General features: G+C 55.4%; 19 protein-coding genes and 1 pseudogene. 14 read left to right on the plus strand and 6 right to left on the minus strand.

Translation table 11 applies throughout. The features are described from left to right. Positions 1-222 precede the first annotated feature (222 nt). Positions 223-1,398, plus strand: a complete 1,176-nt coding sequence (locus Q0V70_RS09485; RefSeq protein ID WP_297591189.1) for a transposase — start codon at positions 223-225, stop codon at positions 1,396-1,398. Positions 1,399-2,511: 1,113 nt separating this feature from the next. Here the strand turns inward: Q0V70_RS09485 and Q0V70_RS09490 are convergent. Then, complete coding sequence (locus Q0V70_RS09490) at positions 2,512-2,727, minus strand: hypothetical protein (RefSeq protein ID WP_297591192.1); 216 nt, start codon at positions 2,725-2,727, stop codon at positions 2,512-2,514. Positions 2,728-3,004: 277 nt separating this feature from the next. Between Q0V70_RS09490 and Q0V70_RS09495 the strand changes: the two are divergent. The 4 genes and pseudogenes from Q0V70_RS09495 to Q0V70_RS09510 form a co-directional block, all read left to right on the plus strand. After that, positions 3,005-3,523 (plus strand): annotated as a pseudogene (locus tag Q0V70_RS09495) (trypsin-like serine protease); the annotation flags it as partial. Between the two features lie 129 nt (positions 3,524-3,652). Further along, positions 3,653-4,570: a cell wall-binding repeat-containing protein gene (locus Q0V70_RS09500; RefSeq protein ID WP_297591226.1), complete on the plus strand. Its 918-nt coding sequence runs from the start codon at positions 3,653-3,655 to the stop codon at positions 4,568-4,570. Between the two features lie 151 nt (positions 4,571-4,721). Next, positions 4,722-7,652: a hypothetical protein gene (locus tag Q0V70_RS09505; protein WP_297591200.1), complete on the plus strand. Its 2,931-nt coding sequence runs from the start codon at positions 4,722-4,724 to the stop codon at positions 7,650-7,652. A 24-nt stretch (positions 7,653-7,676) separates the two neighbouring features. Further along, complete coding sequence (locus Q0V70_RS09510; protein ID WP_004013795.1) at positions 7,677-7,904, plus strand: helix-turn-helix domain-containing protein; 228 nt, start codon at positions 7,677-7,679, stop codon at positions 7,902-7,904. A 90-nt stretch (positions 7,905-7,994) separates the two neighbouring features. On the opposite strand, the gene Q0V70_RS09675 is transcribed toward Q0V70_RS09510, so the two are convergent. Genes Q0V70_RS09675 through Q0V70_RS09520 form a run of 3 tightly spaced genes read right to left on the minus strand, consistent with a single transcriptional unit; the run spans position 7,995 to position 9,633 of the window. Further along, positions 7,995-8,195 (minus strand): Fic family protein, encoded by a 201-nt coding sequence (locus Q0V70_RS09675; RefSeq protein ID WP_353616764.1) that lies wholly within the window; start codon positions 8,193-8,195, stop codon positions 7,995-7,997. A 32-nt stretch (positions 8,196-8,227) separates the two neighbouring features. After that, entirely contained in the window at positions 8,228-9,052 is an 825-nt protein-coding gene (locus Q0V70_RS09515; protein ID WP_279105855.1) for a nucleotidyl transferase AbiEii/AbiGii toxin family protein, read from the minus strand. A 5-nt stretch (positions 9,053-9,057) separates the two neighbouring features. Continuing rightward, a complete protein-coding gene (locus Q0V70_RS09520) occupies positions 9,058-9,633 on the minus strand; it encodes a type IV toxin-antitoxin system AbiEi family antitoxin domain-containing protein (protein WP_297591204.1) in 576 nt (191 codons plus the stop codon). 889 nt (positions 9,634-10,522) lie between these two features. On the opposite strand from Q0V70_RS09520, the gene Q0V70_RS09525 reads away from it, so the two are divergent. The 9 genes from Q0V70_RS09525 (at position 10,523) to Q0V70_RS09565 (ending at position 22,933) form a co-directional block, all read left to right on the plus strand. Continuing rightward, on the plus strand, positions 10,523-12,124 hold the full coding sequence (locus Q0V70_RS09525; RefSeq protein ID WP_297591235.1) for an ABC transporter substrate-binding protein: 1,602 nt from the start codon (positions 10,523-10,525) through the stop codon (positions 12,122-12,124). 171 nt (positions 12,125-12,295) lie between these two features. Further along, positions 12,296-13,222 carry an ABC transporter permease gene (locus Q0V70_RS09530; protein WP_297591207.1) on the plus strand — a complete coding sequence of 309 codons (927 nt, stop codon included), beginning with the start codon at positions 12,296-12,298 and terminating at the stop codon, positions 13,220-13,222. Between the two features lie 10 nt (positions 13,223-13,232). Further along, positions 13,233-14,201, plus strand: coding sequence for an ABC transporter permease (locus Q0V70_RS09535; protein WP_297346644.1), 969 nt, complete (start codon positions 13,233-13,235; stop codon positions 14,199-14,201). 2 nt (positions 14,202-14,203) lie between these two features. Continuing rightward, positions 14,204-16,045, plus strand: a complete 1,842-nt coding sequence (locus Q0V70_RS09540; protein ID WP_297591210.1) for an ABC transporter ATP-binding protein — start codon at positions 14,204-14,206, stop codon at positions 16,043-16,045. Positions 16,046-16,101: 56 nt separating this feature from the next. Then, on the plus strand, positions 16,102-18,021 hold the full coding sequence (typA, locus tag Q0V70_RS09545) for a translational GTPase TypA (RefSeq protein WP_297591212.1): 1,920 nt from the start codon (positions 16,102-16,104) through the stop codon (positions 18,019-18,021). Positions 18,022-18,062: 41 nt separating this feature from the next. Further along, the gene (locus tag Q0V70_RS09550) at positions 18,063-19,955 is read left to right on the plus strand and encodes a VanW family protein (RefSeq protein ID WP_297591214.1); all 1,893 of its coding nucleotides are present in this window, start codon (positions 18,063-18,065) and stop codon (positions 19,953-19,955) included. A gap of 39 nt (positions 19,956-19,994) precedes the next feature. Then, positions 19,995-20,318: a ferredoxin gene (gene fdxA, locus Q0V70_RS09555; RefSeq protein WP_295027402.1), complete on the plus strand. Its 324-nt coding sequence runs from the start codon at positions 19,995-19,997 to the stop codon at positions 20,316-20,318. Positions 20,319-20,561: 243 nt separating this feature from the next. Continuing rightward, positions 20,562-21,866 (plus strand): citrate synthase, encoded by a 1,305-nt coding sequence (locus Q0V70_RS09560; RefSeq protein WP_295027403.1) that lies wholly within the window; start codon positions 20,562-20,564, stop codon positions 21,864-21,866. Positions 21,867-21,970: 104 nt separating this feature from the next. After that, the gene (locus tag Q0V70_RS09565; protein ID WP_297591217.1) at positions 21,971-22,933 is read left to right on the plus strand and encodes a DapH/DapD/GlmU-related protein; all 963 of its coding nucleotides are present in this window, start codon (positions 21,971-21,973) and stop codon (positions 22,931-22,933) included. A 125-nt stretch (positions 22,934-23,058) separates the two neighbouring features. Here Q0V70_RS09565 and Q0V70_RS09570 read toward each other — a convergent pair whose 3' ends face one another. Both Q0V70_RS09570 and Q0V70_RS09575 read right to left on the minus strand, forming a co-directional pair. Further along, positions 23,059-24,510 (minus strand): cell wall-binding repeat-containing protein, encoded by a 1,452-nt coding sequence (locus tag Q0V70_RS09570; RefSeq protein WP_297591220.1) that lies wholly within the window; start codon positions 24,508-24,510, stop codon positions 23,059-23,061. 75 nt (positions 24,511-24,585) lie between these two features. Beyond that, a partial coding sequence (locus Q0V70_RS09575) for a DNA repair protein RadA (RefSeq protein WP_297591223.1) occupies positions 24,586-26,095 on the minus strand: 1,510 nt, incomplete at its 5' end.

Raw genomic sequence — 26,095 nt, forward strand, 5'->3', positions numbered from 1 at the left:
CGCCACATAGACAATGCGGATGGGGCGGGTGGCATCTGGGAGCCAGGATTAGGTGTTAATTAACAGCTAATCAAAATCCATACTACGCAAACAATAAATGCAACGATATTAGCTCCCATGAGCAAAAATATACGTTGCAAACAGGAGGGTAAACTTCCGTATCGCGTCGCCGCTAGCCAAATACGAAAACTATTCACCGAGTATCTAGGGCTGGCGTAAACAATGCTTAAAGGTAAGCGAATCCGGCTGTACCCAACGGAAGAACAAGCACAAACGTTTTTCCGTTATGCTGGTGCGGCTAGGTTTGCCTATAACGAATGTGTCGCCTATTGCAAGGCACAATATCAGTCAGGACGTACCGACCTGATAAAACAGCTAGAGTTACGCCAGCATTTGCGAGACTTGAGAGACAACACGCCAGGTTATGAATGGTTGCGAGAGATTCCCGCATCTGTTGTGTATCGGGCAACAAAAACCTTTGATAAGGCTAGAACCAAGGCTTTTAAGAAACAAGCTGGGTTCCCACGCTTCCACAAGAAACAGCCTTCAAAAGCAAGTTTCTACCAAAGAACAGAGAGATTTCACACCACCAAAAACGGGGTGAAAATTACCGGAATCAAAGAGCCTGTTTATGTAAAGTTTCGGAAAATACCTGGCTATGTGCTGAATACTCATGTTGTTTGGGACGGTAAATACTGGTATTTGTCCTATGCTTATGAAACGGGAACCGAACCAGCTAAACCCCGTAAACACGGAGATACTCTTGGTATAGACCTTGGAATCAAGAACTTTGCCGTTGTTTCTGACGGCACAGTATTTTCAAACATCAACTACTCTAAGGAGGTGAAGAAGCTAGAGAAACGCAAACGCCACTTACAACGCCGCTTGTCTAAGAAGTTAGAATCGAACAAGCAAGGGACGAAGTTTGTCCGCACGTCTAACTCAAACAAGCTACAGCGTAAAGTTGCACTAATAGACAGGAAACTAACCAATATACGTTCGACTTACATTAATGAAGTTATCAAGGACATACTTTCCGCAAGACCCAAACGGATTGTGATTGAGGATTTGAATGTAAGAGGAATGCTGCGAAACAAGTATTTGGCTAAGTCTATCGCTAGTCAAAAGTTTGCAGAATTCGCGACCAAACTTGCTCAGAAGTGTGAAGAAACAGGTATTGAACTGGTGAAAGCTAACCGTTGGTATCCTTCGTCAAAAACCTGTTCCGGCTGCGGATTCAAGAAGCGAGACTTGTCTCTTGCCGAACGTACCTATACCTGCGAGCATTGTGGTTTAGTGATTGACCGTGATTTTAATGCGGCACTTAATCTTGCGAACTACCCGTCCGTTGCGGGGAAGTTAAGCCCTGGGAGAATCAAACCAACCTTAGTAGCCTGATAGGCAAAAGGGGATTCGAAGAATAGGGAATCAGGTAACATCCTAATAGGTTTTGGGAGGTTATCGACAACGGTCGGAAATAATCCGCAGTGGTGGCGGACATACCGACGGTGCAGATTTGGTCTAACGGTATCGCGTGCTCAGGAACCAAAATTTCTCCTTACCATGTATTAACAGCAGCACAGTATCTTAAATTCTTAATATAAGCGAACATTGCTTACAAGAATAATCTAAGATTCCAGCCGGTGAGCGGCATTCTGGAAATCTATGCGGATGAAATCCACGCCGGGACTTTATTCGTCAGGCGAAACGCAACATCGAAAAGTTTGAGGGGGAAGACTTCATGTTTTAGCTGACCCCTGATGAAGTCGAAATCTTGAGGTGTCAAAATGGCACCTCAAGTTGGGGAGGCTCCCGGAACTGAAATAGGCACAGGAACAGGAATGGGAGACGGAACTGTTGCCCCTGACCGGCGAGCTGACGCCGCCTAGCAAAATTATCCTTGAAGCGGAGGCGAGTGACGTGATATTCTTGATAGTGGACGGCGGACGCCCCATCAAGTTCAAAAATAGGACGCCCGCCGGTGGCTCAGAGTCATCCGTCACGGAATGACTCGATAACTTCAACGATTGCCCGATTATTTTCGCGGAGTTCCTAATCAGCTCCACGGTAATCCGGGTTTTCGCGTCGTCATCCGCCTTCGTCCTCGGCTTTCGCTTCTGTTTAGGCATCTTGCTCACCTCCTTTCAGTCGCTCGTTCGCCTTTCGTGTACTCGTTTGGAAAAGGGGATGAGCGGCTTTGAGGAGCCAAGATTAAGTATAAAGAGCAGCCGCCCGCCGGTAAAGGAATCCCAGGTTTGCTTTTTTGCGGGTTTCGGATGTTTTGGACGGAATCGGCTCACTGGCGAAATTATCCCTGAAGCGGAGGCGGATGACATGATATTATTGAAAGTGGGAACACCCGCTCCGCAGTAACGGAACGGGTGTTCGTAGACAGGGCTCCTACTACTAGAAGCCAAAAAATAAACTCAATAATGTCTTGGGTTGTCTCCCTTGGCTGCTCGAAAAGCCGGGAGGCGACCCAGGCTTTTTTAAGTCATCCGCTCACGGAACCTAGGGAGCAACCACCACACGCCAGCCCGGAACCACGCTCCCGGAGCCCAAGAATCCTGTGGTCGCCGGGGTGAACGAAACCCCGAACGTTCCGGCAGCCCCAGAAAACTCCCCGCAGGCGACAGCGGCGAGTTGAGTATCCCCGCTGCTGATTGCGGCGGGCGGGGCGGGGATGCGGCTGGCGATAAGGAAAACAGCGAAATCATGAGACGGCAAATCCCCGGTCACTTTTTACGGTGACCGGGGTTGCTTTCCCCGTAAAACCGCAGGAAGGGGCGTGGTTGGCTACAGCTCCTTTATTTTTCGTGGAACCAATCGTAGAATTTTTATCAGGAGGTCGGAAAAGCCGACCGGGCAAGGAAAGGAGACGAAAATGAAGCCAGTAAGTAAGAGAGCAGCTGCTTTTTTCGTTGGATTAACTTTAGCAGCAATGGGGGTGCCTACTGTAGCTTTTAGCGTCGGGAACAATCCGCAATGGGGGCAGGACATATCGATGGTGCAAATAAACTACAATGGGGCGTCATGTTCCGGTACTAAAATCTCTCCTTACCATGTGCTAACAGCAGCACATTGCTATTATGTAGGTAATCCTAATGCAGGTGTCGTGATTACATCAGATTCCGGAATGAATATATGGGATTCTAATTCGCTCAAGTTGTATCACAATGGCGGGAACATAGCTTCTTGGTCAGTCTACCCGGACGGAAGAGACCTTGCTTTAATCACCACAAAGACACCTTTGTCTGGGGCCATTGCTAATGTCGTGAACGTAGACACTATTAGAGACCAAATACCATCTATGCAAATTACGGCGTGTGGGCAACGTTTAATCGATAACAATGGAAACGCAGTCGACGGCAAAAAATACAATGCCTCCTGTGCTGTACCTGGTGGAAAAACTACACTTAGTTTTGATGGTGATTCTCGTTACTCCGAATCTGTATGGACTACGGCTGGTAATCTGGTAGAACATGGAGATTCGGGTGGCGGAATTTACGCAAATGGCAACTTGTTTGCTGTGCTCGCTAAGAATCCTACTGAAACCAGCACCTTTCGTGGTAAAGTTTCAGTAAAATATTCCGTTGCCGGTGCCCTCATCGACTCCGCCGTATATTCTTGGCTGCAAGCACATGGGGTGCCATTGAGCAACCAGCAACCTCAACAGCCCCAACAGCCCAAGCCGCAGGGCATCCAAGTAGGCAAGTCGCGTATCGGCGGCATTACCCGCGTCTCGACATCCACAATGTTGCTAGATAACGCACAGAACAAGTCCGATGTGGTGCTGGCGACAGGTCGCAACTTCCCCGACGGCCTCGTGGCGGGTGCCTTGGCTGGTGCCAGCAAGTCCGGCGTAGTCCTAACCATGGGCACGAACGCTATCGAACCGGAGACTCTAAGCAAGTTGAAGTCCGTGGGAACCAGCAAGGTCACTATTGTTGGCGGAACCGGTGCTGTCAGCCAAGGTGTAGAGAATTCGCTGAAAACAGCGGGAATCCAGGTGGAACGTATTGCCGGAACCGACAGGTACGACACCGCGTTCAAGGTATACGAGCACATGAAGAACACTGGCAAGTTGAAGCTGAATGCTCGGGGCGAGCCGCATGTGTTCGTGGCGACCGGTAGGAATTTCCCTGACGCCCTAGCTGCCTCCGCTGTCGCGGCGAAGATTGGAGCCGCAGTAGTGTTGGCGGATACCCCGGAGCAGGTGAATCGCGTGGTGGCGGGAACCCGGCCGTACGCGGTAGGGGCGCAAACCGACAAGTTGATGGCGAACATGGGCGTGTCCATGTCGGGTTGGTTTGATGGGAAAGACCGGTATGACACGGCGAACAAGCTGGTGAATTGGTCGGTATGGAGAGGCGGAGACACCGTGATGGTGGCCGTAGGCACGAATTTTGCTGATGCTCTTGCTGCGGGTCCGCTGGCAGCTTCCACCGGACAGTTGCTGGTTTTGGCAAATCCCAACTCCGATACCTTGAAGGTTCCGGCTGGTACTAAGAATCTGGTGTTCATTGGCGGGGAAGCCGCTAACCCCGACAAGTACGCGGTCATTAACTGATAAGTGAATACGGCAAACCCCGGTTGCTTCCCATAGCGACCGGGGTTTTTGCTTGCCCTGTCGGTTGGGTGCCCCGAAAAACCCGTGTCGAACGATATTAGGAGTACAAAGGCTCGGTTGTTTTCCCGGTTTTGGAAGCGAGGAGATAGAAATGGGAACCATCAGAAATAAACTTTTGGCGGTTATTGCTGCGGGGGCGTTGTCGGTGACTGCCCTGGCTTCGATAACGCCGTTCACCGAAAATCCGACAGACCTGCCCCAGGCGAACGCCTCTGGCAGCTTGAAGTCCACTACAGAAGGTGGTGGGAAAGGAGCTCCGCCCTCGTGGTATGCGAAGCTGGGCGCCAAATGGGACCAGTGGAAAGCCCAAGGACAGGCTTACCTGGAATTCAGCGACCAGCCGGACAGCCAAATATTCAATAAGGTTGTACCTGACCCGGTCGACCCACTCCCACCACCAGACGTTCCTAAAGCCCCGCCCTCCGGCACCGGGAACATGGTTCCCGCCAATCAGCCCGCCGGTGGCACGCCTACCCCTGGCTTGTGCAAGTGCACCGAGTGGTCTTACACGACCAACTCTAAGGGCGAGCGAGTGCGTGACAAGTGCCTGGAAGCATACCGCTCCGTTGACGTCCACCGCCGTTTGACCGTGGGGTACTTTGCCCCAGGACAGGTTCAGGGGGCAGGTGAACTGTGCCGGGCTCCGGGTGATTGGATGTTGGATGATACTGAACGCGGCATCCGTAAGGAGCTGAAAGGCAACTCCATTATTGAAGCGTTTTTGAAATATAAGTACGGGCGGATGGGCGACCGTGACCTGCATCAATATTTTACTGAGAGGTACCCCAAGGATTTCCCGAACCGCAACTTTAAGCCGGAAGTCGACGTGCAACTGATTTCGGTTGCGGGTGCGGGCATGACTCAAACCCCGGTCGGGCGTGAAGCCTGTGACTACTACTCTCCGGGAGTGAACATGCCGTTCGAGAACTACATCAAGGAAACCAATAGCTCTATCAACAATTGGGACGGCGGGGCCTACGCGGCTGCCGACTTAGGAGGCGGCGATGGTGCGTCCTCGAAATACATTGCGGTGAAGCGTGGCGGTCAAATCTGGAACGAGATGGATAAATGGTGGAAGTCCCACCCCAACTACGTGATGGCATCCCCCGGTTGTATTTACAAATTCAGTATTAAAGCTTCCGCGACTGACGCGGGTGCGGCTGGCCGCTGCGTGACTGCGGTCCAGGCGTGGAGCGACCAGATTGACGGGCCGAAGACCTCGAACAACCAGACCCGCGACATGCTGTTGAAGAAGACTGAGTTCGGCGACCGGTCTATCGACATGACTCCTGGGAAGAACCGTATCCACTGGGCGAAAACCAACTCTGATGACCCGGATACTTCTCAGGTGATGACTGATTTCGGGGTGCCCTACGACAAGACAGACGAGTACAAGAACTCTGAGTTTTACAAGAACGCCGCGAAAGGTGTGGGCACCGGTTTCCAGGGAGAAAGCGAACCGAAACTGAACTATAAGACGGGAGTTTTAGGAAACAACGCTGATTTAGTATGGGCGTGCGACAACTCCTACTTCCAGTTCGGTAACGAAGGACAGATGAAGGCTGCCGCAGGCGACTTTAAAGACGGACTACATAAACCCGGCGACGACCTCGGAACCACCCCTATCGGCACTGGGAAATACGTACAGGACGGCGACGGGAAGCCAGTGTTCCATCAGGACACGGAGACCGGCGACATGGAGGGTGCCCTGAAGAACATGGTGGACTCCGGGTTCCTTGAAAAGGCAGACCGGGACATGATTCTGAAGGGGGCGAGGGAAAGACAGTTCGGCTCCGACACCTTGTCTAAACAAGGCGGGCTGCCGCAGGCTGACGAGAACGGCAACGACGGAACCTCGTACGTATGGAACACTTCTTCGGGCGGCGAAAACACCCGTATCGGTAACAAAAACTACCGCAGTTGGGTGTGGAAGGCGACCACGAAAGGCATGATTGACGGGGCTGACCTTGACAAGATAGAACCGGAAGACCTAAAGAAGAACCGGGAAATCTTCGAGAAACCCCTCGTGAACCCCTTGAAAGGCTACGCGGAAAACGTGACGAAAGCGGACACGTTCTTTAAAGGTCTGGACGGGATAGACTCGGTTTCTGCCGGGCAGTCTTCTAACTTCGGCAAGGGCGGCAAGTCGGACAACACGATTACTTTCGGGCGTTCTCTCCAATACGGCATTACTACGCACCGTGCCGCCGCGAACGGGGTGCCTAAGAAGGGCGGGGTGGACGTGCAATCCCAGTTCATCCCGTTCCCCCCGGGGGCGTTCGGACGCTGGAAAGGCTACGTGTGGTCTGAAGTTATTAACCCGATAATGACTATTGATTCCGACGGCACCGCCATCGTAGACAACAACTTAAATGGTGAGGAAGCGAAAGAGCAGTACTACCAGACCATGGACCTGATGAACACCTGCAACTTCGACGATTCTAAATTCTACTACGATTCGGGACGTAAAGGCGTCGGGGCGGAAATACCGGAAAAGGAAATAGTTAACCCGCGTACCGGCTTACCTTACGCCTACAACATGTCCGACTGTCTCGCGGTGCCCGGTGTAGGTATCTCCGGCACAGCCGTCAGATGCGAATCCAACCTTTCTAACCTGAAAAATTCCACAGATGAGAAGTCCGCATTAATCCCGTCCAGGCCGACCTTGTTCGGCAACGCCAACGGGTTCGTCTCCGACTGGGGGCAGACCGTCGGGGGCGTGAAGTCCGTGAAACTGACTGCGACTGATGAGAAAGGCAACGCGAAAACCAGGTTCGTGGACTCCTCCGGACGTATCACTATGAAACGCGACGGCACCCCGGTCACGTTAACGATAGCGAAACCAGTAGTGGTCGCGTCCAACCCGAAACAGTTCTTGCCGAAAGCGACTTATGAGGTGTACAACAAGGACACCGGGAAGACCAGGACGGAGACCAGGGCGGCACAGGGGGTGTACGGTAAAGTTCAGACCCAAATCGTTGGTTCAAACGCATTTATATTGCATAATAAAACTAGAGCTTAAAAAAAGGCTCGATACACAAGAAAGGTGACTGCCTATAAGTTCACACAAGAGAAAGGACAAAACATGACTGAGCTAAACAAAAAACTGCTTAAAGCAACCGAGGTTGCCGAAATTCTTAACATTTCCCGCTCAAAGGTTTATCTCCTCAAAGACCGCCGCCAAATCGGATTTGTAGATGACGGGTACATCAGGTTCAGCCACGAAGATGTTGCTGAATACATTGAAAAACACCGCGTTAAAGCAATAGCGTAAATATCAACACCAGAATTTCCGGGTGTACCACCGGACGCTTAATTGGCAAATTAAGTCATACAGATACCGATAAATTCGATACTTTTGGTTCTACGATTGCGGCTTATCGGGAATAGTCATTCCTATCAAGCCTGATTCTAGGGCAGGTACCATATACGCCTTACGGAAGTAAGCACAACTCGCTAATCTCAAAGAGTCTATTAGTTCTTTAGCAGATAATTCCTGACCTGCTTTTAACTTCTCTAACAGTCTCTCGACTTGAGTGGTGACTTGGGGGGCTTGAGGGGTCATGCCCCCCCAAGTCGAATAAGCAGCATCTGGAATTAGAGCAACTCCTCAACAAAATCCCCCAAAACTCGGCAGCAATCCTCAAAGGTAATGCCTGCGGCGTAGTGGTTGGATTCCTGGAAGCTCCGCCAAGTCTTCCGCAGGTTGTTGCTCTGTTCGATTTGCCGAAGCGTAGCCGCCGCATCGTCCATAACAGGCGAAGTTCCCCTGGCCTCCGTCGTGTTCCGCAACGCTTCCTTTAGCAGCCTGGCATCGTAAGAATCCGGAATGGAAGCAATCACGTAAAGGTCGTAAAAGTCTTTCGCCCTGCTGGTGGCGGTTCCCCGTGACAGTACAGTTTCCAGCTTCTCTGCCAGTACCGTTTCAGTGGGGTAAGACCAGGCTTCCACGACCTCGCTTTCCAACATCAGCGGGAATACCCGTTTCACCGGATTTGGTGTTATCGGGTCACCAGCAGTGACATCAACCGACAAAGGAACCCGCATCCCCTCGTAAACCGCAACCAGATTCACTTTGACTCCGTGGTAGCGGCGTTGTTCAGTAATGGTTTTGATACCCTCAACTTTGAAAGTAATCCCGTCTCCACCATCCACACCGCAAATCTCGGTAAACATCAGCCGCACGGATTCTTCATTCACTGCGGTATGCCAAGCGGTCGTGTCGAGGTCTTTGGTTGACCTAGCCTCGAAGCCTGCCAAGGCTCCCATCAGGAAACCACCTTTAACCACCAAATCATTCCGGTGCTCCGACGCGACTATCCGCACCAACAAGCGTTGCATCATATAAACCTGCATAGTGACAGGCTCGTTGAGTCCGTACTTCCTGGCGTAGTTCTTCACCAGGGCTTTCAGCTGCATCATGTTCTTCACAGTACCGTCCTCAAATAGGTATCAACCCGACCGGCAACCCGCAGCTTCGCCGCATAGTCTGTCAGTTTTGGTAAGTTCTTCTCCGGTGAATCCAGATATTCCCGCATGGCAAAGTTTATCTGCTCCGTCACAACGTCCTGCCCCCTGAACAGGTCACACAATGAACGCTCCCGGTCATACGCCGCCACCCCATTGCCATACGGAGTGACTGTCGTTGTTAATCCCAACGGATACAGTTTCCGGTTGCAGCGGTAAACCTGCAAATCCTGGTCCGCCAGACTGCGGGGGTTATATCCCGAGGGAACCGTCACCGTGTAACGGCTCGGAGCCGTATCCGCTAGCCCGTGCAAGTAGAGGGCGGTTTCATGGGAGAACACCATCCGCGTGTACCGCCGCTGCAACAACACCATCTCGTCCGGCCATTCGTCAACGACAGTGTAAATCCCGCGACTGTACCGTTCTAACTTTCCTTCATTCACGAGGTTACCCAAGGACTCCCGGCGAAATCCCGCCTCAGTCACTTCCGCCGTAGTCACCACCCCACCTTGACCCGTAGCTAAAGCGTTTCCCATGACTCACCCCTATGTACAACGGAACACTTAATTACACCATTAAGTGGTTCGGTTGTCCAGTTGTCCGCATAGGATAGTTCCAGAGAACGTATCCTATACGGATAAATTTCTTTCCACAGTGTCCATATTTTCCGCTCCATAAGCCCTCATATAGCCCACGTTGCAGATTTAAACAAGCAAATCCGCACGTAATAACCATTCTCACGCCGAATCCCCCATCCTCCGCTAGCAATGATGTCCGGCTTGTGCCGGGCATCATTTTCATTTGCACAATGTCGGTGGAGACCTGCGACGGCCAGCGGTTTTGCGTGGCGAGCCTGCCGCCGCCCTGTGCTCCTCGCCTCGCGCTTAGCCAAGCAGCACCGCGCAAACGTCGGCGAGAGTCAGGGGATACTCGCACGGTTGTGCCTAAAAGGGGAGAATAGCCGGGTAGCTGCCAATAATGGCAGCTACCCGGCTATTCTCCCCCTATAATCCACGCCCACCCCGAAACCCACCAAGAAACCGCCGTCCAAATCGCCAGGGGGGCTCCGAAAGCCCGATTTCCAAAAAAGCCTAAATAAAACCTATTTAAACTCTCGGTGTGTCATATATGACACACCGCCCCATATAAATAGGTTTAACGCACTATAGGCGCTAACCAGAGCCGGTTTAGAGCTGAATCAAAGCCGCACGGGAGCCACACCAAAGCCGCATCAAAGGTAAAAGACGGGTATGTTTTTAGTTATATTTAGGTTTTGCCTGTAAACTAGCCTCGTGCCACAAAAGTGGTATTACCCGAAAGTTCGGCTCTGGTGCTGTTGGCGCCAAGCTGAGGATATCTTTGGAGGCTAACCTCGTGAAGAAGCAACTAACTGCCATCGCTGCTGCGGCAGCCCTGGCATTGACGATGACTGCTTGCGGCCCTGGATCTGACGGCGGCAGTGCTGATGGCAAAACTGGTGCCAATGCGATAATTGTGGGTAATGATTCCGAGCCCCAGAACCCGCTGGTTCCCGCTAACACTAATGAAACCGGCGGCGGTTTGATTCTGGATCACATCTTCGCTGGTCTGGAATACTACGATGCCAAAGGCAACCCCCAGATGGAAGTTGCCGAATCGATTACATCTGACGACAACCAGAACTGGACTGTGAAAATTAAGGGCGATACCAAGTTCTCGGATGGCACTCCCGTGACCTCCAAGTCTTTCGTGGATGCCTGGAACCAGGCCGTGAAGCATAACATGCTTAACGCCAGCTTCTTTGAGTCCATCCAGGGCTACGACGAAGCGCTGAAGGCTGCAGAAGCCGCTACTGAGGCGGATCCGAATGGTGCTGGCGATTTGGATATGTCCGGTCTGAACGTGGTGGACGACACGACCTTTACCGTGGCTTTGAACCAGCCGGAATCTGACTTCCCGCTGCGTTTAGGCTACTCGGCGTTCTACCCGCTACCGGAGGCCGGTATCGGTGACCCGGCCAAGGTCAAGGCTTACGGCGAAAACCCCATCACCAACGGCCCCTACCTGGTAAAGAAGGATTCCTGGAAGCACAATGAACAGATTGAATTGATTCCGAACCCGGATTACAAGGGCGATCGTAAGCCGAAGAACGGCGGGGTGACCTTAAAGTTCTATTCCACCCAGGACGCGGCTTACAACGATTTGCAGTCGGGCGCTTTGGACGTATTGGATGCTATTCCGGACTCTGCATTCGGAACCTACCAGGACGAATTGGGCGACCGCTCGGTTAACGAGCCTTCCGCTATATTCCAGTCCTTCACTTTCCCGAAGTCTGACACTCGTTTGCAGGGTGAAGCTGGAGCACTGCGCTTGCAAGCTATCTCCATGGCTATCAACCGTGAAGAAATCTGCAAGACCATCTTCCAGGGTACGCGTACCCCGGCCATTGACTTCATTGCCCCGGTTATCCCCGGTCACAACGACTCGCTGGCCGGCAACGAGGTACTGAAGTACAACCCCGAAAAGGCCAAGGAACTGTGGAAGCAGGCTGACGCGATTGAACCGTGGACTGGCGATTTGCAACTGGCATACAACTCCGATGGTGGACACCAGGCCTGGGTTGACGCAGTCATGAACTCCATTAAGAACACTTTGGATATTGAAGCCAAGGGTGCGCCTTACCCCGACTTTAAGTCCATCCGTGACGAAGTGACCAAGCGCACCATTAAGACGGCGTTCCGTACCGGTTGGCAGGCGGACTACCCCTCGCCTTACAACTTCCTCGGACCGCTCTACGGCACCGGCGGTTCTTCCAATGACGGCGATTACTCCAACCCGGATTTCGACAACCTGTTGAAGCAGGCTCTGAACACCTCTGATCAAAAGGAAGCCTTTAAGATTTACGATCAGGCTCAGGAAATCCTGATGAAGGAATTGCCGACGATTCCGCTGTGGTACTCCAACGTCAACGGCGGTTGGGCAGAGGGCGTGCAGGGCGTCCAGTTCGACTGGCACTCCAAGCCGTTGTACTTCGACATCACCAAGTAATTTGGCGATAATTTGAGCTTGATTTGACGTGTCGAAAGACCGCCATAAAAGCCTGAAAATTGAACGACTGCGGCCTGGGTGGGAAATATCACTCCCAGGCCGCAGTTACGTTTTCACTACCTAATCGGGGTAGAATCATTACGTTATTTCGATTATTGACAAGGAGGCGCCGTGGGCAGATATCTCGGCCGCAGGCTCCTGCAGATTATTCCGGTGATGTTGGGGGCTACTCTGCTCATCTACGCGCTGGTGTTCTTGATGCCTGGTGATCCAATCCAAGCCCTGGGCGGCGATCGTGGTTTAAGTGAAGCCGCCGCCGCCGCTATGCGCCGGCGTTACCACTTGGATCAGCCATTCATTATCCAATATCTGCTCTATCTCAAAGGCATCTTTACCCTAGACTTCGGGCTGACATTCTCAGGTCGGGAAGTCACCGAAGTCATGGCTTCAGCTTTCCCCGTGACCATCAAGTTGGCGTTGATGGCGCTGGCGTTTGAGGCGATTTTTGGGATTGCCTTCGGGACGATTGCGGGTCTGAAGCGCGGTGGTATTTTTGACGCCACGGTTTTGGTGGTTTCGCTGTTCGTCATTGCCGTGCCGACCTTTGTCATTGGTTTCGTGATGCAGTTCCTCATAGGGGTGAAGCTGGGGTGGCTACCCACTACCGTGGGGGCAAACACATCTTTCGAAAGGCTGCTGATGCCTGCCATCGTGTTGGGGGCGGTGTCTTTCGCGTATGTGCTGCGTTTGACCCGTCAGTCCGTTTCCGAGACCGTGTCGGCGGACCATGTGCGTACCGCTTATGCCAAGGGCCTGCGTCCCGGACGAGTCATCCGGGTACACATCCTGCGTAACTCGCTGATTCCGGTCGCGACATTCCTGGGGGCTGACCTAGGGGGATTGATGGGCGGTGCCATCGTGACCGAAGGTATTTTTGCTATCAACGGTGTTGGTGGCAACATCTACCAGGCCATCATCAAAGGTGAACCTGCCACAGTCGTATCCTTTACCACCGTGCTGGTGATGGTCTACATTTTGGCGAACTTAATCGTTGACCTGATGTACGCCCTTCTGGATCCGCGGATTCGCTATGAGTAAGGAGGGGGAAATGGCAAACGAAAACGAGAGCACTGTGGAAACGAAAACTTTGCCCGGACAGTCCCACTACGTTTCAGAAATCGACGAAACCGGTCTGGGGGCGGTAGACGCCGTAGCTGATGACCGCGCTCCCTCCTCCATGTGGGGAGAGGCGTGGAAGTACCTGCGCAAACGTCCCCTGTTCTGGGTGGCGGCTGCCATTATTTTGTTCGCTATCATGCTGGCGGCTTTTCCCAGCCTGTTCACCAGCGTGGATCCGAAGTTTTGCGAGTTAAAGAACTCTTACGGTCAGCCCAGTGCCGGACACCCGTTCGGATTCGACCGTCAGGGCTGCGACATTATGGCGCGAACCGTTTACGGGGCACGTGCTTCTGTGATTGTGGGAATCCTCACCACCGTGGTGGTGGTGCTGATTGGTGGCACATTCGGGACACTGGCTGGTTACTTTGGAGGCTGGCTCGACTCGATTTTGTCGCGTATTACAGACATTATTTTCGCGGTGCCGTTCTTGCTGGCGGGTATCGTCGTGATGCAGATGTTCCGCGAAAACCGCACCATCTTTACCGTGGTATTAGTGTTGGCGGTGTTCGGGTGGCCGCAAATAGCGCGAATTACCCGCGGGGCCGTGATGCAAACCAAGACTGAAGAATTCGTCAACGCCGCCAAGGCCCTGGGCGAGAGCAAGATTCGTATTATTTTGCGCCACATTGTTCCCAACGCGACCGCTCCGATGATTGTTTACGCCACCGTGGCTCTGGGGACGTTCATCGTTTCAGAAGCGACCCTGTCCTTCCTGGGGGTGGGCTTGCCTTCCGATGTGGTCAGCTGGGGTGGGGATATTTCGCGTGCCCAATCAGCGCTGCGTCAAAATCCCTCCGTCCTGTTCTATCCGGCTGGCGCCCTGGCCATGACCGTTTTGAGCTTCATCATGATGGGTGACGTGGTCCGCGATGCCCTCGATCCGAAAGCGAGGAAGTAACGTTGAGCGACACTACAAATAACCTCAGCGAGGCAGCTGCAGAAGCTTCTGGAATGCCGGTGGTAACTCAGGAACTGGAAGGTATCGATAAAGCGGCTACTGCCGCGGAGATGGAAGATACCCAAGACGAACTGATTCTGGGCTCGCAATCCTACGCGGCAGTGAAAGCCGGTCTGACTGTACCCTTGCTGGAAGTCATCGATTTGGAGGTTGCTTTCCGATCCTCCACCGGCATGGTTCCCGCCGTGCGCAAGGCAAACTTCTGTGTCTATCCCGGTCAGACCATCGCTATTGTGGGCGAGTCCGGTTCGGGGAAGTCTACGGCGGCGGCTGCCATTATCGGGTTGCTTCCCGGTACAGGCAAAGTCGTGGGCGGCAAAATCTTGTTCCAAGGTCACGACATCACCAAGTTGGGGCGGCGCCAATATGTTGATTTGCGCGGTTCGCATGTCGGCATGGTGCCCCAAGACCCCATGTCAAACCTGAACCCGGTGTGGAAAATCGGTTTCCAGGTGCGCGAAGCGCTCCGGGCTAACGGTAAAGCTAAAGGTCAAGAGAATGACCGGGTGGTGGAACTGCTGGAGGAAGCGGGACTTCCTGACGCGAAACGGCGCGCGAAGCAATATCCGCACGAGTTTTCCGGCGGGATGCGCCAACGCGCCCTCATCGCGATTGGCTTGGCTGCTGATCCGCGGCTGTTGATTGCCGACGAACCGACTTCCGCCCTGGACGTCACGGTGCAGCGGCGTATCCTCGATCACCTGCAGAACCAGACGCAGGAGCGCGGTACCTCGGTACTGTTTATCACTCACGACTTGGGTCTGGCGGCCGAACGGGCTTCGCACCTGGTCGTCATGCACCGGGGGCGTGTGGTGGAATCCGGTCCGGCTCTGGACATCTTGAAACAGCCGCAGCACCCTTACACGAAGCGCCTGGTCAGCGCTGCACCGTCCTTGGCTTCACACCGTATCCAAGCAGCCAAGCAACGCGGAGAAGTCTCTGACGAGCTGCTGACTTTCGGAGCCAGCCGCGAGGAATATACCGAAGAAATCATCCGGGTCGAAAACTTGACCAAGATTTTTGACGTGCGCGGGGCAAAGGGCACGGCTAAAAAGCTCAAGGCAGTCGATGATGTGTCTTTTGGTCTGCGCAAAGGCACGACCTTGGCGCTGGTGGGCGAATCCGGTTCCGGGAAATCCACGGTGGCGAACATCATCTTAAACCTGCTGGATCCCACTTCGGGAAAGGTTTATTACGAAGGCACCGACCTGTCTACCCTGAACAAACGTGAACTGTTCGATATGCGGGCGAAAATGCAGGTAGTGTTCCAGAACCCCTACGGCTCGCTCGATCCCATGTTTAGCGTCTACCGCTGTATCGAGGAACCGCTGCTGGTACATCGGAAGGGTGACCGGAAGGCTCGTGAGGAGCGTGTGGCTCAGCTGTTGGATGCGGTAGCCCTGCCGCGTTCGGCGATGCGCCGCTACCCCGGGGAGCTGTCCGGCGGTCAGCGTCAGCGTGTCGCGATTGCCCGAGCGTTGGCGTTGCGTCCCGAGATTATCGTTTTGGATGAGGCCGTTTCCGCCCTGGACGTGTTGGTGCAGGAACAGATCTTGCAGCTGTTGGCTGAGATTCAGCACCGGGAACACATCAGTTACCTGTTCATCACCCATGACTTGGCGGTAGTGCGTCAGATGGCTGATGACGTGGTGGTGATGCAGGAGGGTCGGGTTATGGAAACCGGTTTGACTGACGAAATCTTTGACCACCCGGCCGAGGCTTACACCAGGGATTTGATTGACGCGATTCCCGGCGCCAAGATTCCGTTGTTCACCGGCGAGTAAGCGGCGTTACAATAGGACGTTGTTTTAGGAAAACCGGTAACTACAGAAAAGGGTTTATGGCACAGCGTCAAGATATCCGAAATGTCGCCATCGTCGCGCACGTTGATCACGGGAAAACGACCCTGGTCGACGCCATGTTGAAACAGGCTCACGCCGAGGGACTCCGGGCGGACGGCCCGGAACGGGTCATGGATTCGGGCGACCTGGAGCGCGAAAAAGGCATCACTATCCTGGCAAAGAACACGGCGGTCAAGTATTCCGGCCCGGCAGCCGTAGAGAGCGGATGCCCCCAGGGCGTCACCATCAACGTGGTCGATACCCCCGGTCACGCCGATTTTGGCGGGGAGGTCGAGCGCGGTCTGTCGATGGTAGACGGGGTAGTGTTGCTGGTGGACGCTTCCGAAGGCCCTCTGCCCCAGACTCGTTTCGTGTTGCGCAAGGCGTTGGCGGCGCGACTGCCTGTCGTGTTGGTTATTAATAAGGTCGACCGTCCCGACGCGCGTATCGACGAAGTCGTTTCCGAAGCGACCGACCTGCTGCTGACGCTGGCCACTGACTTGGAAGCCAGCGGGGAACTCGGTGAGGACGGTCTGGACCTGGATCAGCTGCTGGACCTGCCGATTATCTACGCTTCGGCAAAGGTTGGGGCGGCGTCCCTGACGAATCCCGGCAACGGCAACGTCCCTGACGGCGACCTGGAGTGCCTGTTTGAAGCCATTTTGCAGCATATTCCCGGCCCCACCTACGATCCGGACGCACCGCTGCAGGCGCACGTCACGAACCTCGACGCGTCTCAATTCCTGGGCCGCCTGGCACTGCTGCGGATTCACAACGGAACCATTCGGCAAGGTCAGACGGTCGGTTGGGCTCGCCAGGACGGCATGGTGGAAACTGTGAAGATTACCCAGCTGCTGGCCACGCACGGCCTGGAACGGGTTCCTGCCGAGTCGGCAAAGTACGGGGATATTGTCGCAGTGGCCGGCATCGAGGATATCACCATCGGCGAGTCCCTAGTTGACGTGGACGACCCGCGTCCCCTCCCGCTGATTCGGGTGGACGAGCCGGCGATTTCCATGATGATTGGCATCAATACTTCTCCCTTCGCCGGGCGGGTAAAGGATGCAAAAGTTACCGCGCGCCAGGTCAAGGACCGCTTGGAGCGGGAACTGGTGGGTAACGTGTCCCTGCGGATTGTGGATATCGGGCGCCCGGACGCCTGGGAGGTACAGGGGCGCGGCGAGCTGGCTTTGGCAATCTTGGTCGAACAGATGCGCCGGGAAGGCTACGAGATGACCGCCGGGAAACCGCAGGTTGTGACCAAGACAGAAAACGGCAAACTGATGGAGCCGATGGAGGCCTTGACCGTGGACGTCCCGGAAGAACACTTGGGAACGGTGACGCAGCTGCTGGCGGCACGCAAAGGTCAGATGAACACGATGACCAACCACGGAACCGGCTGGGTGCGTCTGGAATTTACTGTTCCGAGCCGCGGTTTGATTGGTTTTCGGACGCGGTTTTTGACCGAGACGCGTGGCACCGGGATTGCCTCCTCGGTCAGTTCCGGGTGGGCGCCATGGCAAGGCGACATCGAGGGGCGTGCGACCGGCTCGCTCATCGCGGATCGCGCCGGGAAAGCCAGCCCCTACGCCATGATTAAACTGCAGGAGCGCGGCAACTTCATCATTCAGCCCGGCTCGCAGGTATATGAGGGCCAGGTCGTGGGTGAGAACCCGCGCGGCGAGGACATGATTGTCAACGTTACCAAGGAAAAACAGCAGACTAACATGCGTTCCTCCACCCAGGACGCTTTTGAAGGCCTGACCCCGCCGATGAACTTTACACTCGAGGAAAGCCTGGAATTTGCCGGAAATGATGAATGTGTCGAGGTAACTCCTGAAGCTGTGCGGATTCGTAAGGTAATCTTAGATACGGAAACACGCTACAAAGATGCGGCGCGTCGTCGCCGTGAGCAGTAATTCGGCGGATATACCAAGAGCGGATACCGCGGGGGGATTCGATGGGCAAACCAGACGTGAATAAAGGTGCGAGGCCAGGTGCCTCCCCCAAAGGGTCGCGTCCTGCCATGCCCCGGCCCGTTCCCCGACCCGCTAGACCGGTAGGAAAAGCGCCGGGTGGGGCGCGGACTACCAACGCCACCGAAATGTTCCCCGGTTTTGCGCAGGACAAGAAACGCAGCGGCAGGTTTCCTGTGTTTATCGGCGCGGCCATTGGAGTTTTAGCCTTGGCTTACGTGGGGGTGGCCGTAGCCGTGTCGGGCAGTATGCCCCGAGGGTCGTCTATCGCGGGGGTTTCTGTTGGTGGAATGACTCCCGATGCCGCCATTAAGAAGCTCGATTCCGATTTGGGGGACAAGCTGAAGCAGCAGTTCCCGGTGAAACTGGGCGCCAAAACGGCGAACATCGATCCGGCTGTGGCGGGGCTGCAGCCTGATTTCACCTCTTCCGTGCATGAGGTCGCCGATTTCTCCTTGAGTCCCGTCAAGATTATTGCTCATATCGGTGGTGCCGGCGCGCTGGACCTGAAATCGAAGATTGATGAAAAAGCGCTTTATAAAGCCGTTTCCGCGGCGGCCGCGGATCTAAAGTCCGCGCCGCAGGAAGCTGGTTTTACTTGTCAGGCGGGTCAACTAAAGCCGGTCAAGCCCGGTCCGGGACGTGAGCTGAATCTGAAAGCCGCCACCGCCCTGCTACAAACATCGTGGTGGAAGCAAGGGGATCCCCTGAACCTTCCGGGCAAGTCTAGTGCCCCGAAATCCACCCAAGCCCAGTTGGACGCTGCCATCGAGGGAGAGGCGAAGACCCTGATGAGCGCCCCGGTGAAGCTCAATGTCGGCGGGCAAAGCCTGGAAATTCCCCCTGCTGAACTGTGTCAGGACGTCAGTTGGTCTCTGCGCGGTGAGGAGCTGAAAGCCAGTTTTGACGGGGAGAAACTAAAGAAATTCACTTTGGGAAGCACCAAGGGCTTGGAAAAGGAGCCGGTTAACGCTCGTTTCAGTTTTAGTTCCGGATCTCCGCAGGTGGTGGCGTCTGTGGACGGAACCAAACTTGATCCGAAAGAATTGGCCGACCGGGTGGCCTTGGGAGCAACTTCCGGGGAAAACCGTGAGGTCAGTGTTGATTTGACTCCGATTCCTCCCCAGTTTTCTACCGATGATGCCAATAAAGCCGGAGTAAAAGAGATTATTGGGGAGTTTGCCACCCCGCTGACTGCCGACAGTGTGCGGACCAGTAATCTGACCAGGGCGGCTCAGATTCTGACTGGGAAAATGTATCTCCCGAAACAGGACTTTTCCCTGGAACGTGACCTAGGGCCGTTGACGCCCGAGAATGGTTGGCGAGCTTCGGGGGTCTTTGAAAACGGTGTGCACACCACAGCTATCGGCGGTGGTCTGTCCCAGATGTGCGTCACGGCCTTGAATGCGGCCTGGTTTGCAGGAATGGATTTGATTGAGTTCAATCCTCACGGGGTTTACTTCACCCGCTATCCGGCTGGACGCGAATGCACCCTGTGGACCGGTTCTCTGGATTTGAAGTGGAAAAACCCGAATCCAACGGCTGTGGTGTTGCAGGGATGGACCGGCGGGGGTCAGCTGCATATGCGTATCTGGGGCACCAAGTACTACACCGTTGAGTCAACACAAAGTGCGCGGACAAACTATGTGCAGCCGAAACAGACCATCAACAATTGGTCCAAGTGTGTGCCATCAGGGGCGGGCCAGCCTGGTTTTACCGTCAGCAACACGCGTACCCGCTACTTGGATGGGAAAAAGGTCGATTCCAAGACCTACACTCACACTTACGCGCCGGATAACGCGGTGGTGTGTGCGAAAGATTTAGCCGCGCAAAAAGCTAGTGAAGGCGCCGCTGCGTCCCCAAGCACAGACGACTAGCCGACAGGAGAACCTGACGACACGGGGTAGGATAGATTCATGACTTACGTGATAGCTCAACCCTGTGTGGACGTGAAAGACAAGGCTTGTGTCGACGAGTGCCCGGTCGACTGTATTTATGAGGGCGAACGCACTCTGTACATCAACCCGCTGGAATGTGTGGATTGCGGGGCTTGCGAGCCGGTGTGCCCGCCGCAGGCAATCTATTACGAGGATGACTTGCCCGCGCCGTGGACGGACTTCTTGCGGGCCAATCGAGAGTTTTTTGCTGATTTTGATAACCCAACCCCCGGCGGGGCCTCCGTAGTGGGCAAGGTCGACAAGGATGACCCGATGGTGGCCGCGCTACCTCCCCAGGGTTGATTCCGGCACCAGGATTGGTGCCTTTACGAGGCTTGACTGAACGCCTCCTCAACGTACGGTACGGTGCAGAGTGAAACTGCACCGCCCTGGTGATTTTTATTTAATTTCGGCAAACACTATTGGACGAAACGCGGGTAACGGGGGTACTATAGTCCTAAGGACTTAAGTCCTAAAGCTCCCCAGCCTGGCAATGCTGCCGGACCAGCGCTTATATGAAAATAAAAATCATTGAGGAGGAATCTCATGGGTGAGAATAACGGAGAGTACTTTATCCAATCTGACCAGAAACGGTTGGATACCCCTTTTCACCAGGCCACGCAAGGCAACAACGGTCTTGAAATCAACAAACTGTTGAGCAGTACTGGCAACGTCACTTTGGACTACGGTTTCGGCAATACTGCCAACTGCGAATCCAAGATTACTTACATCGACGGCGCTAACGGGGTGCTGCGCTACCGCGGCTACCCCATTGAGGAACTGGCTCGGGAATCCAGTTTCGTAGAGGTCGCCTACCTCTTGATTTATGGCGACCTGCCCGACGCGAAGTCCCTGGAAACCTTCACCCACAAAATCAAGCGCAACCGTCTGTTGCCCGAGGACTTTAAGGCGTTCTTTACGGCTTTCCCCTCGAATGGTCACCCCATGTCAATCCTGCAGGCGGGCGTTGCCGGTCTGGCGACCTACTACGAGGACACTTTGAACCCCCTCGAACCTGAACAGCTTGAAGAAGCCACGATTCAACTGTTGGCCAAACTCTCCGTCATGGTCGCAACCATCGCGAAGCGTGCCGCCGGCCTGCCTCAGCTGTATCCGGACGCGTCTCGGGACCTGACCGAGGACTTTATCCGCATGTGTTTCGGGCTACCCTACCAGTCCTTTGATATTGATCCGGCGATGGTTCGTGCTTTGGACCGCCTGTTTATCCTGCACGCCGACCACGAACAGAACTGCTCGACCTCGACGGTGCGTTTTGTGGGCTCCTCTCACGCGAACCTGTACACTTCGGTGGCTTCCGGGGTGGGTGCGCTGGCCGGCCCGCTGCACGGCGGGGCGAACGAGGCGGTATTGCGCATGCTGATTCAGCTGCGGGACACGGACATGTCAGTTAAGACCTTCGTGGAAAAGGTCAAGAATAAGGAAGACGGTATCAAGCTGATGGGCTTCGGCCACCGCGTATACAAGGCTTACGACCCGCGCGCCGCCATCGTAAAAGAATCCGCTCACGAAGTGTTGAGTCGTCTGGGCAAGGCCGACAAGCTGCTGGATCTGGCACTGGAGCTGGAAGGCATCGCGTTGAGCGATGATTACTTCGTTTCCCGTAACCTGTACCCCAACGTGGACTTTTACACTGGCTTGATTTACCGCGCGATGGGCTTCCCGATGAAGATGTTTACCCCGCTGTTTGCGGTGGGTCGTCTGCCGGGCTGGATTGCTCAGTACCGCGAGATGATTGCCGATCCAGCGACCAAGATTGCTCGCCCGCGTCAGGTTTACATCGGCCACGCCGAGCGTCACTACGAGAATCTGCGTTCTCGGTCTGCCAAGTAATCGACTTTTACGTTTCCCCGTCCTGTCCGGTTTACCGCGCCGCCTGACGTGTCCCGGCACCGGAGGGTGAGGAAAAGTGTTGACAATTAGAGAGAAGGAAAAACATGGTTAAGAAAGTTTGGGGTGTGGGCCTGACGGCCGAAACTGAGAGCGGGAAGTCGCTGGACACTTGGTACCCTTACATTTATGAGGGCGAAGTGGACGAGGCGAAGGCAAAAGAACTGACCGCGAAGCTGGCGCACTTGGAAGGCAAGGACGATGCCCGCCTGATTATTAACAAGGTCATCACCGTGAGTGCCGATTTGGAGGACGATGTCCAAAGCGCTCCCGATGGCTACTTGCGTTTGCACGCCCTGTCGTGGCGGATGGTGAAACCCAACACCTTGAGTCTGGAAGGCTTGTTTGACAAGCTGAACCTGGTGGCGTGGACCAGCCGGGGGGCTTGTGATTACGAGAACTTTGAGGAAACCCGTCTGCGCCTGATGACCAAGTACGGCATCGGCGCCAACATTCGTTGCGTGGATCGGATTCCCCGGATGACCACCTACGTGACCCCGGACGGGGTGCGGATTGCCAATACCGAGAACGTGCGGTTGGGGGCTTACCTGCATCCGGGTACCGAGATTGGCTACACCGGGTTCGTGAACTATAACGCGGGAACCTTGGGCGCGGCCCGGATTGAGGGACGTTTGTCCCAGGGCGTGACCGTGGACGAAGGCACGACTCTGGCTGGTGGTGCCTCCACCGCGGGCACTTTGGCGGTGGGAGTTCACAAGCGGGTGTCCTTGGGTAAGGACTGTCACATGGGGGCAAACTCCGGTCTGGCGGTTCCGCTGGGAGACGACTGTGTTGTTGAAGGCAGTTTGTACTTGAACAGCGACACCAAGGTTTACTACATGCCTTCCGGCGGTGTTATGCCTGGTGATACCGGGTTCTTTATCGAACCAAAGACGATGTTGGCCGAGGAACTGGCAGGGGTTTCCCACGCCGTGTTCCGCCGTAACTCCCAGACGGGCCGTGTCGAGGCCGTGTCCCGCGGCGGTACAGCCATCGAGTTCTCGGATTGAGAATCGGCCAGTTTGGCGCTGTTTTGGGATTAATGCTTTTTGGGGCTGGCGTGCGCCAGCCCCAAAAAGTTTATTAAGTTAGGAAAAGTTGATTAAGTTAGGTGTTTTGCCTGTTCGGGAAGCCTTTACCGGCAGAACATCTGGGTCGCGTAGGACGAATTCGGCCCGTCGAACCACACCCCGATACCGGTGGTGGTGAATCCGGCGTTCATCAGGTTCGCGAAGTGCCCGGGCGAGTGAATCCAGTTGGTGACGTGCTTGCTGCCGCCTTGACCAGCGGGGAAGAAGCCCATGTGCCAGTCAATGTTTTCGCCTACTGCCATGCACTTCGAGCCGAGAATCGAGAGGATGCCGTTAGGAGCATTATTGGAATGCTCGAATTCGCCGGTTTGAGCCATATGCTGCGACCAGGCGCGGGCGAGGGCATCCATGGCGGGGTCGCGAGTCAGGGGCGCGATGCCGTCCTGGGCACGCCGGGCATTAATGCCGGCATGAATATCTGCTTCCTCCTGGGCGGCGGCTTGCTCCGCGGACCCGGCCGCATTACCAGGATTATTTGGTTGCTGTGGTTGCTGTGGTTGAGCGGGCTGAGCCGGTTGAGCTGGCTGAGTGTATCCGGTGCCGCTGGCAATCATCTGCATGACCTGCGGATCCCAGATGCTACCACCTAAGAAAATGGGAGAAGCCGAGTTATTATGCACGTAACCAGCGGCGGTATTCATTCCCGGGTTCGGCATGGTGGAGGACAGGATAATGGGACCGTCCTGGAGCGCTCCCCCGGAAACAGAATCAGCCAACACGTCGCCGCGAGCCACGTAGAAGTTCCCCTTGTGACCGGGGAAAGCATAGTTGGCGATAGCCATGGAGGTGGCGTAGCGGTTCTCACCCTGCAAGCGGGCGGTGTCTGCCCCCTGGGCAACTTCGGCAAGCACCTCCGCGGACACGGCGCCCGGCCCGCCCAAGGCGGTGACTTTTTGAGCTCCAAGTGCCTTAATCGCATTGGCGGCGAAAGCGTTATTTCCGCTGGGATTGACCAAAATGACCGGGCCGTCCGTGAGAACCCCGCCAGCTACCGCATCGGGGGAGCCATCCCCGGCACCATTGGCGATATAAGCCACTTTGGCGCCGCTCGGGAAAGCAGCTGCGGCAATCTTAGCTGAAGTTTCATAGCGGTTAGCCCCGAAAATCCGGGCGGTCGGTTTATCCCCAGCCACTTGGGTCAAGGCTGCATCGGAAACTACGCCCGGCCCGCCCAAGGCAATGACTTTGCCGGTGACTTTCAAACCGGCCACATACTGGGTGGCTGCATCGTTGTTGCCGTGGGGATTGACCAGAACAATCGGGCCGCCCGGCAGGGATCCTGCCGAGAGAGCATCGGCTAAAACATCGCCGCGTGCCAGGTAAACATTTTCCGCTGAACTGGGGTAGGCGTGGCGAGAAATCGCTACGGAGGTTTCGTAACGGTTAGTGCCCGCGAGCTGGTTGAACCCCTCAGCGTTAGCGGCGGCGCAGGTGATGGTAGATGCTCCCGCCATAGCGAGGGCACATACCGTGACAACGAAACGTTTTCGGATCATATTATGTCCTTTCGGTAGTCGAGATGTACTCATTGTGACACGGCATGCGTGAGAAAAGTTCCGTTTCGGTTTAACTCAGATTTCGTGGTCTGGAGGCGAGGCGGGGGCGCGGCGTAGGGCCAGGCTCATCGCTTCACGCAGGTTTGCGGCAGCTTGAATCTTGAATCCCCGCGGGGCCTGCAAACCACCCGCGGCGGCAGCCGGCACAATAGCGCCAGTGAATCCCAGCCGAGCCGCCTCCGCTACCCGGCGAGACACCGAGGTGCAGGAACGGATTTCTCCGGTCAACGAAACTTCCCCAAAAGCCACCAAACCAGGGTCAATGACCTGGCCCGTCACGGCTGAAGCCGCCGCGAGCGCAACCGCCAAGTCCACTGCCGGCTCGACCGCTCTGGCTCCGCCAACCGTAGAGACGTAAGCGTCCAAAGTGCCGAAAGGCAGTTTTAGTCGGGCTTGCAGGACAGCCAGCATCATGGCGGTGCGTGAGTAATCCAGGCCGGAAACCGTGCGTCGCGGTGAGCCGCCCGCTATAGGGGTGGCTAGGGCTTCTATCTCTATAGGTAGGGCGCGCCGGCCTTCCAGTGACATAGTGACGCAGGCTCCGGGTACCGGCTCGGCCGTTTTGCTGAGGAACAGGCCGCTGGGATCCTCGATGCCTTCGATGCCGGATTCGACCATTTGAAAGAAACCGACCGCATCCGTAGGGCCGTAGCGGTTTTTCACCGCGCGCAACAGTCGCAGCTCCCCGGTTCGTTCGCCTTCAAACTGGCACACTACGTCCACCAGGTGTTCCAGGGTGCGCGGGCCTGCCACCGCTCCGTCCTTGGTGACGTGCCCCACCAGGACCAGTGCCATGTGCCGGCTCTTTGCCGCGTCAATGAGCCGGGCCGCGACTTCACGAACCTGAGCCGGTCCGCCGATAGACGTGTCCATAGTGGGGTCAGTGAGGGTCTGAATGGAGTCGATGATGGTTAAATCCGGGCTGATTGTCTCGATTTGAGCCAGGGCTTGTGAGACCTGGGTTTCGGCTGCCAGGTAAAGGTTGTCTGCCACTCCACCGATACGTTTCGCCCGGGACAGCACGGCTTCGGCGGTTTCCTCGCCGGTAAGGTACAGGACAGTTCTTTCCTCAGTATCCGCAGCGGAGGAATTCGGTGAATCGGGGGAAACCAAGCGTAGCCGGGAGCTTCCACCAGCATCGGGCGAGGGTGGGATTGTGCCTTGGGCAATCCGGGCGGCGACCTCTAACAGTAGCGTTGACTTTCCGATTCCGGGCTCTCCAGCCAGCAGGATGACCGCACCGGGTACGATGCCGCCGCTGAGGACCCGGTCGAATTCGCCCACCCCGGTTGGCAGGCGCACGGCCCGTTCGGTGGAGTACTGGCCAATGGGTTTGGCCGGGGACGCCGGACGCCCGTAGCCGCCGGAACCGCGCACCGCGCTTCCGGTACCCCCACGGGTGGAGCTTTTCGCCAGGACCACGTTCTGTTCCAAAGTGCCCCACTGGCCGCAGCCACGGCATTGACCAGCCCATTTGGGCCATTCCTCCCCGCAGTTGGAGCACACGTAAACCGTTTTTTCTTTC

Source organism: uncultured Mobiluncus sp. (assembly GCF_947087965.1).
Classification (GTDB): Bacteria; Actinomycetota; Actinomycetes; order Actinomycetales; family Actinomycetaceae; genus Mobiluncus.